Origin of the sequence: Dolichospermum sp. UHCC 0260 (assembly GCF_009711985.1) — a bacterium.
Taxonomy (GTDB): Bacteria; Cyanobacteriota; Cyanobacteriia; order Cyanobacteriales; family Nostocaceae; genus Dolichospermum; species Dolichospermum lemmermannii.
Window position 1 is genome coordinate 1 of record NZ_VIKZ01000034.1, and the last position, 8,815, is coordinate 8,815.

Genomic DNA, 8,815 nt, shown 5'->3' on the forward strand with positions numbered 1-8,815 from the left:
GGGCATCATACTGACCCTATCTAATAATGCTCTATCCATATTTCACTCCTTTTAATTCCCAAAACATCGTTACCAGGTTCAACCGAATAACGATGTTTAACGAAAATTGTCTTAACTTTGCGCTACAGGTTCTTTCGCCAAAAACTTTTCCACCTTAGTCAAATCATCAGCAGTTTGGGAAATCTCCTCAAACTGCCAAAAAATATACTACCCTAAACTGCCTCATTCCGCAATCTTTGTAACAATTCTTCACGGGATAAATTACCCAAAGCAAGAAGTAACTGAGTGCGTTCAGAAATAGGAATATTAGCAATCTTTTCCACCAAACCAGATAACTCAGCATCTAAACTACCAAAACGCCCTTCCAGAAGAGAAGTTATAAAATAAAGTTCTGCTTCTAACTTACCTTCTTGCTTTCCTTCTTGCTTCCAGTCTTCTATTTGTTGTAAATAAGCCGGTGATAAGTTCATAATTACTTCCTCTTCTTCCCTACTTAAATTATCTCTCAATTCTAAATTCTTGCGCCAGTCCGCTAAAATTTCTAACAAATTCTCTCGAAAAGGGTTATTTTCTGGTAACTCAGTTAACTCCTCAACTGCTCTTTTTTGTGTTCCTCCTTTCCCCAAAACTCTCAACCATAATGTATCCTCATTTTCTGGTAATTGATGAATCACAACTATTGCTGTTTTCAGAATATTCGGCAGAAAATAAACACCTTTAACCCAATCTTCTACAATTTCATTTGCGCCTAAACCCGCAATCATCCGAGATGAAAAAGTTGGTGTTAAAATCCATAAAATCGGTAATTCTGATTCAGCAATATTTCTGGATTCGCGTTTTGCTTTCCTAACTACATCACCATGAACGGCATATAATTTAAGTAAACAACTGCGAATTTCTATTTCTGATGGTGGATTGCGAAAAGGCTCAAATAAACATTGAGTTTTAGCCATCTTCCCTAATAAACCTAAAGGGAGATTTTCCTGAGTTTGATCAGAAAATGGTTCAAACCAAACATCAATTTCTTGAACTTCACTTTTAACCTTTTCGCTTTTTTTAATCGTTCCTAGAGGTGTTAATAATTCCTCCAGATATTCCTTAGCGAATTGATCATGAGATTGTCGAGTCATTATATGTTAGCCAAATTTTTTATTAAATTGTTGCTTAACCTGTTCATAAATTTCAAGAGTAATTAGAGATATACTATTCTCTTGAGCATAGGTTTCAATCTTTTTGCGAGCAAACGGACGGACAAAGAAAGGAATTTCTTTGAGCTTAACTTCAGCTTCAGCAGTCCATTTAATTTGTTCACTCATAGATTTTTAGGAGTTTAATTTCAATATAAAGATTTGGATTGATGTACTAGGTTTTAGATCCCCGACTTCTTGAAGAAGTCGGGGATCTTGTTGTTCACTAATTAACCTTGAGCTACAGGTTCTTTCGCTAAAAACTTCTCCAACTCAGTCAAAGCATCAGCATCAACCTTAGTCTGCATTGGACAGAATTTAGGTCCACACATTGAACAAAACTCAGCGGTTTTATAGATATCTGCTGGTAAAGTTTCGTCGTGATATTCCTTCGCTCTTTCGGGGTCTAAAGATAACTCAAATTGACGATTCCAGTCGAAATTATAGCGAGCTTTAGAAAGTTCATCATCTCTATCTCTAGCACCAGGGCGATGTCTAGCAATATCCGCAGCATGAGCCGCAATTTTATACGCAATTAAGCCATTACGCACATCTTCAGCATCAGGTAAACCTAAATGTTCTTTAGGAGTCACATAACACAACATTGCAGTCCCATACCAACCCGCCATCGCTGCCCCAATAGCTGAGGTAATATGGTCATAACCAGGAGCAATATCAGTCACCAAAGGACCGAGAACATAGAAAGGAGCTTCCGAACACTCTTCCATTTGTTTACGGACATTGAACTCAATTTGATCCATAGGAACGTGACCAGGACCTTCTACCATCACCTGCACATCATGTTCCCAAGCTTTGCGGGTGAGATTTCCCAGAGTTTTCAGTTCCGCCAACTGGGCTTCATCTGAGGCATCATGGGTACATCCTGGGCGCAGGGAGTCGCCCAAACTGAAAGAAACATCATATCTTTTAAAAATCTCAATGATGTCGTTGAAATGGGTATACAGGGGGTTTTGTTTGTGGTGATGTAACATCCACCGCGCCAAAATTCCGCCACCACGAGAAACAATCCCTGTCAAGCGGCTTCTGACTAAAGGTAGATGTTCAATCAAAATTCCCGCGTGGATAGTTTGATAGTCTACCCCTTGCTGGGCGTGTTTTTCGATGATGTGGAGAAAATCGTCAGCGGTGAGATTTTCGATAGTGCCGTGAACGCTTTCTAAAGCTTGGTAAACTGGTACTGTACCAATGGGAACAGGTGAAGCATTGATAATTGCGGTACGAATTTCATCTAAATTACCGCCACCTGTGGACAAATCCATCACGGTATCAGCACCGTATTTTACCGCCAGGTTGAGTTTATCAACTTCTTCCTGCAAGTTAGAAGAATTGGGAGAAGCACCGATATTAGCGTTAACTTTACAACTAGAAGCGATACCAATGGCCATCGGTTCTAAGTTAGTATGATTAATATTCGCAGGGATAATCATCCGTCCCCGTGCCACTTCAGCGCGGATAAGTTCAGCAGGCAGCTTTTCCCGCTTCGCTACATAATCCATTTCTTCAGTAATCACACCCTGACGGGCGTAGTGCATTTGCGATACGTTAGCTTGTCCACGTCGCTTGGCTACCCATTCTGTCCGCATATTACAATCCTCAAATAAACAGCTTCCCTCCGCTGGTATTATCCAGACTCAGGTGTTAAGGGTTTGATCTCAGCTTGGTTTCCCAAGCACCCCTAGCATGGTGTAGATTGTAGCATTTTGGTGATGATTGGAGGGAGGGGGATGATAAATTGTGAAGATATGGGGAAAGGAGGATTTGTAGTTGGTTACACAAACCGCCTAGGGTTAAAACCCCAGGCTAATAGCGAAAGTCCGTTAAAACGGACTCATATCTTTTCTTTTTTCAGTCGTCTTGAGACGACTTTTATTATTAGCCTTGCACTTCAGTGCTAGGTGGGTAAGTTAGCAATTACTATGCTATAGCTAGAAGGTTAGAAAAATTAGATGGTTCGCAATAGTTTCTAATTAAGGCTTTGGCATTTTCGCGTTTTTCGCCTGTGAATAAATTAAATATTACTTCTTCCTGTTGAGAGTAAAGATGTAATAATCCAAAGTCTTTAATTCTTGAATAAATTAGGGGAACTCCTGCTAAGGTTAGTAAATGTAATTTTTTATTATCACGCTCTCTTGCCTCATGAGAATCATGATATGTAGATTGAAATTCTACAACTAAACAAGGTTTATAGTCTTTGTTTGTGATCAGAGCGTCTACACTGGAGCTAAAGAAGAAGTTTCTGAGTTTAATATCAAGGCTGCTACCTAATTCACAAAATTGGCATAAGCTTACCTGTGTATGAATTTTATAATTCTTATCTATGCAGGTTTGGAGAAACTCTAGCATTCTTTCTTCATAAGGGTTAACAAGTCTTTTGGGTTTTACAGACATTAGTTTTTCTCCATTAATATTTTTGCAAAGTGGTTAATAAATTCTTCTAGAACTTCATTTGAGATGATACACACCTGCCACATATATGGAAAAAGTTTATCTTCATACAGAATCAGGTAACTACTACTTTCTCCTAATTGTTCAAGTTTAAATTCATCAGCTTCCATTGATACAGCTTCTTCATAATCATCATAGTCTCCCATAGAAAATGTCTGGTAAGGATTCAAATAAAATTTTCCTCTTACTTCACCGTTTAAAGTATTTGGATAATGAGATTGTGTCACTTCCAAAAATATATCTTCTTTACTAGGTAATATCCAAAATCTACCTAAAAAATGATCTGTTGTATCTATCAGGTTGCCAAAATTATCTTCATGTATAATACAATCACTCCAACACTTAATCTCCAAAATTTCTGGCTGAAATACATCTTTAGGAATCGAAATACATAATCCTTCCTTCCGTTGAGCTAAAACTAATTGATAACGTTTAGCACCCTTACCAGGATTTTTTAGTCGATAACCTATATATTGAGATGTTCGATTTTCATCAAACTTTTCATAAAAACCCAGTTTAGTCAGCATACTGATAGCTAAAGATAACAAATCTTCCCCACCTTCAATTACCTGAATATTAGTTGAAACCAAGCGAGGAACGCCGTTTTCAACCTCAAAGCGTTGGATGACATCGTAGATAATTTTTGACATTGCTTTTTTCCAAAAATCTTCTTTAAGGTTCATGGAAATATCTTAACCCCTATTTTCTAAAATTACAAGAGTCTTGGCTAAGATTTTTGGATTTCATGAAAAAGGCTAATTTTCCGGCTTTTTCTTCAGAACACAGTACACATTTCTTATTAGAGTGTAAGAAGAAGTTATAATGAATACGAACCACTCCAGGCACAGAGGACACGGAGGTAAGAGGTTTGGTAGAGGTGATAATTGGGTTAATTTGGTAATTAGTTGTTTTTGCAAGGATTATGTGATGAAAACGAACCGCAGAGGCGCAGAGGACGCAGAGGGAAGAGAGTTAGGAGAGGAGATGAGTTGGCTTACAGGGGAGGTTATTGGGGCTGCTATTGAGGTACACCGGGTTTTAGGTCCTGGGTTTTTGGAGGAAGTGTATAAGGAAGCACTGGTTGTTGAATTTATGATTCGGGGTATACATCATGAGGTTGAAAAGTCAATAAGCTTGACATATAAAGGACATGATGTAGGTAGAGGTAGATTAGATTTTTTAGTTGCAGACTGTTTAGTTGTAGAATTAAAAGCTGTGCAAACCCTAGCCCCCATTCACGAAGCTCAACTTCTCTCCTACCTCAAAATAACCAAGCGCACTTTAGGACTCCTCATCAACTTTAACGTTCCCCTCCTCAAAGACGGTATCAAACGCATAGCCCTCTCTCTCTAACTCTTCCCTCTGTGTACTCTGCGCCTCTGCGGTTCGTTAATTCCTCCATAACCGCATCAACACACCGAAAATCATGTATTTTTGTAAATGTGGCGAAAACCTCCGGCAATATCGCTAAACAAAGATCACAAACTGCGATAATTTAAGAACAGCTTTTGGATTCATCCATGTACCGTGAGACAACCGGGAACTTATCCACCACTGGATAAAAGCTTGGGTAATTATTCGTGACAAAGACATGAGTAAATGCGAACTGTTAAACCTGTGATTAGGTCAATCGAAAATAGGTAAGTTTAAACCAAGAATCCCCAGCCTGTAAAGGTTTGGGAATGTCTGAAAAAATTTAAAAAAGCTTTGGTAACTAATTCTTAGGTGAACTATGGCACAACGGACTAAGTTAGGAGATATTCTCAGACCCTTAAATGCTGAGTATGGTAAAGTGTCTCCAGGTTGGGGAACAACACCTTTAATGGGTGTGTTTATGGGTTTATTTTTGGTATTTCTGCTAATTATCCTGCAAGTTTATAACAAGTCTCTGTTAATTCAGGACGTGCTTGTTGATTGGCGCAGTTTAGGCGGCTAATGGCTATCCAGTCATCAAGCTGATAACTAGCATCTACCCTAATACTATTCGGTTAAGGAAATGTAGGTTGGGTTGAGCGACAGCAAAACCCAACATGATCGAGAATTTTGTTGGGTAACATACGTCAACCCAACCTACGATATAACGACTTTTTACCCTTAACCGAGCAGTATAAAACTTTACTTGGCTTGTCCGGGTTTTTTTATTATGCAAAAAAATGCCTAAAAATAGCGATAAAATTAATCTAGATCCCAAAGCTATAAGGTAGTTGTGGCGGTTTTTCCGTATACAGGAGACAAGAATGAATATATTTGGTATCGGCTTACCAGAAATGGGTGTCATTATGGTAGTTGCATTATTAATCTTTGGACCCAAGAAGTTACCAGAAATTGGTCGCAGTTTGGGGAAAACTATTCGCAGTTTTCAAGAAGCCTCTAATGAATTTCAAAGCGAGTTCAAAAAAGAATCTGAACAATTAAAAGAAACTGTGCAAACAACCGCTGAATTAGAGCATAAACACATTGAAGCTGGAAAAACCCAGTCAGAAAACGTACAAGGATGAAAGATGAAGAAGTAAAACCAACGGCTGTGGTGATTCCCCAGCTAATTGTCGGACTGGGAAACCCAGAGCCTAAATATGACCAAACTCGTCATAATATTGGCTTTGCAGCTATAGATACCCTAGCTCGGGCTTGGCAAATTTCTCTAGCTGAAAATCGCAAGTTTCAAGGAGAATTTGGCGAAGGGAATGCAGCAGGTAAGGGGAAAATTCGCTTACTCAAACCCTTAACCTATATGAATCTTTCAGGACAAGCTATTCAAGCCGTAACCAATTGGTACAAAATACCGCCTGAATCAATCTTAATCATTTATGATGATCTAGATTTACCCTTGGGCAAAACTCGTCTGCGGTTGTCTGGATCTGCGGGTGGACATAATGGCATGAAAAGTATTATTTCTCATCTGAATACCCAAAATTTTCCTAGATTAAGAATTGGTATAGGTAAACCAAAGAACGCAATAGATGGGGATAATTCTCATACTGTTTCTCATGTTTTAGGGCGATTTTCTGCCACTGAGAATAAAGTCATGTCTCAAGTTTTAAACTTTGTCGTTGAGTGTGTTGAATTTAGTTTCAAACAGGGAGTAGAAAAGTCCATGAATCTTTGCAATCAGTCATTGACACAAGACGGCACCTGACCCAGCTACAGCGAATGTCTGTTAGAGATGCGCCCCATTCCCGCTGACAAAATTCGGCATCGTTTCCCCCAGGATCTCGGATTATAGTTTTCTAAATAAAGCCCGATAAACTGGTTCACCTTTGTTTTGAGTGGCTATTTCCCGTTCTGTGGGGACAGGAAGGGGGTTTTCGGTTAACCATGTTGTTGTTCCTAGCTTTTCAAATGCAGGATGTTCATCAAAGCGATCGCACATTTCTACTGCTACAAATTCTATATCAGATTGCAGGAAAACAATACCACCAACTGTTAAATATTTTGCTAATTCTGTGACTAATTCTGGTTGCACTACCCGACGTTTTGCATGGCGATTTTTAAACCAAGGATCAGGAAATTGAATTGTAACTTTTTGCAAGCTTCCTACAGGTAATGTTGATAATAAGGAAACTAGGGAATTATTCACATTTGCAAACAGATAATGCAAATTTGTTAATTCCATTTCGTCGCGGATTCTATTTGCTTCTACTACTAGCGGTTCTCGAATTTCTAAACCTAAAAAATTCCAATTTGGTTCTACCTGTGCCATTTTGAGGACAAATCTACCTCTAGCACAACCGATATCTAAATGTAGAGGTAGGTTTTGTTGGATATAAATCTTTTGCCATTCTGGAGAAGCGGCTGGGGTTTGGAACTTACTCGCAAGGGGGTTAACGTGCTGACGAACTCGAACAGGTGACAAAATTTACTCTCCTTAAAAAAAACAACAATTCTAAACAAATGTATATAAATATTATTAAGTCTAAATATTCCTACACAGGTATACACAGTGAGGGTTATACTTTAAGAATAAGAATTTTTGCAACTTTATTTTTAACATTTTCTTAAAATCAATGAAACTCAATTTTCGTTTTGCTATAGTTAGCGACTTACACATTGCGCTTCCTGAAACCATCTGGGATCATCCTAGTCGCTTCCATTTGGTGGAAGTGAGTATTCCAGCTTTTGATAGTGTATTAGCACATTTAACCCAATTAGATTTAGATTTTTTGTTGATCCCTGGAGACTTAACCCAACATGGTGAACCAGCAAATCACAATTGGTTACAAAACAGGCTATCTCAATTACCTTTTCCATCTTATGTGATTCCTGGTAATCATGATCTCCCTGTTTTAATGGCTAATGAACAATCAATTGGTTTTGCAGATTTTCCCTATTATTACCAACAATTTGGTTATGAAAATCCTCAACAACATTATTACAATCGGCAGATATTCCCAGGAGTGAGGTTAATCGGTCTTAATTCTAACTCATTTAATGATCAAGGTGAGCAAATAGGACGGTTAGATAGTCAACAATTCCAGTGGTTAGAACGGGAATTAGCAAGCATTAAAGATGAATTAGTTTTAGTAATGATCCATCACAATGTGGTTGAACATTTACCTAATCAATCAAATCATCCGATGGCAAATCGTTATATGCTGGAAAATGCAGCAGAACTGCGGACATTATTACAACGCTATGGAGTTAAGTTAGTATTTACAGGACATTTGCACGTTCAAGATATTGCTTATGCAGAAGGAATATATGATATTACCACGGGTTCTTTAGTCAGCTATCCTCATCCTTATCGAGTATTAGAATTTAACCGCGATGAATTGGGTAACGAATCCTTACAAGTTGTTTCTCCTCGTGTGGAATCAGTGCCAGATTTTCCCAATTTACAGACATTATCACGGCAATGGATGGGCGATCGCTCTTATCCTTTTGTCCTCAAATTATTGACTTTACCACCTTTAAGTTTACCACTAGCACAGGCACAAACACTAGCTCCCGGTTTACGGGATTTTTGGGCAACTATTGCCGATGGTGATGCTATGTTAGAATATCCACATTTTCCTATTCATGTCCGTCGTTATATCGAAGAATATAGTGCGGTTAATGATGGGAATACGGCTTTAATTGATAATCATAGTACGCTTTTAATTGGTAATGGGTAATTGGTAATTGGTAATTGGTAATGGGTAATTGGTAATTGGTAATTTTCTTCC

11 protein-coding genes and 1 riboswitch are annotated in these 8,815 nt (G+C 38.4%); of the genes, 5 read left to right on the plus strand and 6 right to left on the minus strand.

Annotated elements, in window-relative coordinates; translation table 11 throughout:
- Window positions 1-212 precede the first annotated feature (212 nt).
- From FJR08_RS14105 to FJR08_RS14125, 5 genes are all read right to left on the minus strand, one after another.
- Window positions 213-1,130, minus strand: a complete 918-nt coding sequence (locus tag FJR08_RS14105; protein ID WP_168633587.1) for a hypothetical protein — start codon at window positions 1,128-1,130, stop codon at window positions 213-215.
- A gap of 6 nt (window positions 1,131-1,136) precedes the next feature.
- Window positions 1,137-1,316, minus strand: coding sequence for a PCP reductase family protein (locus FJR08_RS14110; RefSeq protein ID WP_015078228.1), 180 nt, complete (start codon window positions 1,314-1,316; stop codon window positions 1,137-1,139).
- Between the two features lie 101 nt (window positions 1,317-1,417).
- A complete protein-coding gene (gene thiC / locus FJR08_RS14115) occupies window positions 1,418-2,791 on the minus strand; it encodes a phosphomethylpyrimidine synthase (RefSeq protein ID WP_168466589.1) in 1,374 nt (457 codons plus the stop codon).
- A 7-nt stretch (window positions 2,792-2,798) separates the two neighbouring features.
- Window positions 2,799-2,895: riboswitch (TPP riboswitch) on the minus strand.
- A gap of 227 nt (window positions 2,896-3,122) precedes the next feature.
- Window positions 3,123-3,596, minus strand: coding sequence for a DUF2726 domain-containing protein (locus FJR08_RS14120; protein ID WP_015078230.1), 474 nt, complete (start codon window positions 3,594-3,596; stop codon window positions 3,123-3,125).
- Window positions 3,596-4,336: a hypothetical protein gene (locus tag FJR08_RS14125; RefSeq protein WP_168633588.1), complete on the minus strand. Its 741-nt coding sequence runs from the start codon at window positions 4,334-4,336 to the stop codon at window positions 3,596-3,598. The genes FJR08_RS14120 and FJR08_RS14125 overlap by 1 nt, the downstream gene beginning before the upstream one ends.
- A gap of 244 nt (window positions 4,337-4,580) precedes the next feature.
- Here FJR08_RS14125 and FJR08_RS14130 point away from each other — a divergent pair, with 244 nt between their 5' ends.
- The 4 genes from FJR08_RS14130 to pth all read left to right on the plus strand — a co-directional run bounded on the left by FJR08_RS14130 (window position 4,581) and on the right by pth (window position 6,789).
- A complete protein-coding gene (locus FJR08_RS14130; protein WP_015078232.1) occupies window positions 4,581-5,006 on the plus strand; it encodes a GxxExxY protein in 426 nt (141 codons plus the stop codon).
- A gap of 379 nt (window positions 5,007-5,385) precedes the next feature.
- Window positions 5,386-5,589 (plus strand): photosystem II reaction center phosphoprotein PsbH, encoded by a 204-nt coding sequence (psbH, locus tag FJR08_RS14135; protein ID WP_015078233.1) that lies wholly within the window; start codon window positions 5,386-5,388, stop codon window positions 5,587-5,589.
- A 301-nt stretch (window positions 5,590-5,890) separates the two neighbouring features.
- Entirely contained in the window at window positions 5,891-6,151 is a 261-nt protein-coding gene (locus FJR08_RS14140) for a TatA/E family twin arginine-targeting protein translocase (protein WP_015078234.1), read from the plus strand.
- On the plus strand, window positions 6,148-6,789 hold the full coding sequence (gene pth, locus FJR08_RS14145; protein ID WP_168633589.1) for an aminoacyl-tRNA hydrolase: 642 nt from the start codon (window positions 6,148-6,150) through the stop codon (window positions 6,787-6,789). Before FJR08_RS14140 ends, pth begins: the two co-directional genes overlap by 4 nt.
- Window positions 6,790-6,870: 81 nt before the next feature.
- On the opposite strand, the gene trmB is transcribed toward pth, so the two are convergent.
- The gene (gene trmB, locus FJR08_RS14150) at window positions 6,871-7,506 is read right to left on the minus strand and encodes a tRNA (guanosine(46)-N7)-methyltransferase TrmB (RefSeq protein WP_148759811.1); all 636 of its coding nucleotides are present in this window, start codon (window positions 7,504-7,506) and stop codon (window positions 6,871-6,873) included.
- Between the two features lie 151 nt (window positions 7,507-7,657).
- On the opposite strand from trmB, the gene FJR08_RS14155 reads away from it, so the two are divergent.
- Entirely contained in the window at window positions 7,658-8,764 is a 1,107-nt protein-coding gene (locus FJR08_RS14155; RefSeq protein WP_168633590.1) for a metallophosphoesterase, read from the plus strand.
- The last annotated feature ends 51 nt before the right edge of the window (window positions 8,765-8,815 follow it).

Coding starts and splice junctions, on each gene's coding strand:
- thiC (WP_168466589.1), bottom strand. CDS start 2,791: ATGCGGACAGAATGGGTAGCCAAGCGACGTGGACAAGCTAACGTATCG.
- FJR08_RS14120 (WP_015078230.1), bottom strand. CDS start 3,596: ATGTCTGTAAAACCCAAAAGACTTGTTAACCCTTATGAAGAAAGAATG.
- FJR08_RS14110 (WP_015078228.1), bottom strand. CDS start 1,316: ATGAGTGAACAAATTAAATGGACTGCTGAAGCTGAAGTTAAGCTCAAA.
- FJR08_RS14105 (WP_168633587.1), bottom strand. CDS start 1,130: ATGACTCGACAATCTCATGATCAATTCGCTAAGGAATATCTGGAGGAA.
- FJR08_RS14155 (WP_168633590.1), top strand. CDS start 7,658: ATGAAACTCAATTTTCGTTTTGCTATAGTTAGCGACTTACACATTGCG.
- FJR08_RS14125 (WP_168633588.1), bottom strand. CDS start 4,336: ATGAACCTTAAAGAAGATTTTTGGAAAAAAGCAATGTCAAAAATTATC.
- psbH (WP_015078233.1), top strand. CDS start 5,386: ATGGCACAACGGACTAAGTTAGGAGATATTCTCAGACCCTTAAATGCT.
- FJR08_RS14130 (WP_015078232.1), top strand. CDS start 4,581: ATGAAAACGAACCGCAGAGGCGCAGAGGACGCAGAGGGAAGAGAGTTA.
- pth (WP_168633589.1), top strand. CDS start 6,148: ATGAAAGATGAAGAAGTAAAACCAACGGCTGTGGTGATTCCCCAGCTA.
- FJR08_RS14140 (WP_015078234.1), top strand. CDS start 5,891: ATGAATATATTTGGTATCGGCTTACCAGAAATGGGTGTCATTATGGTA.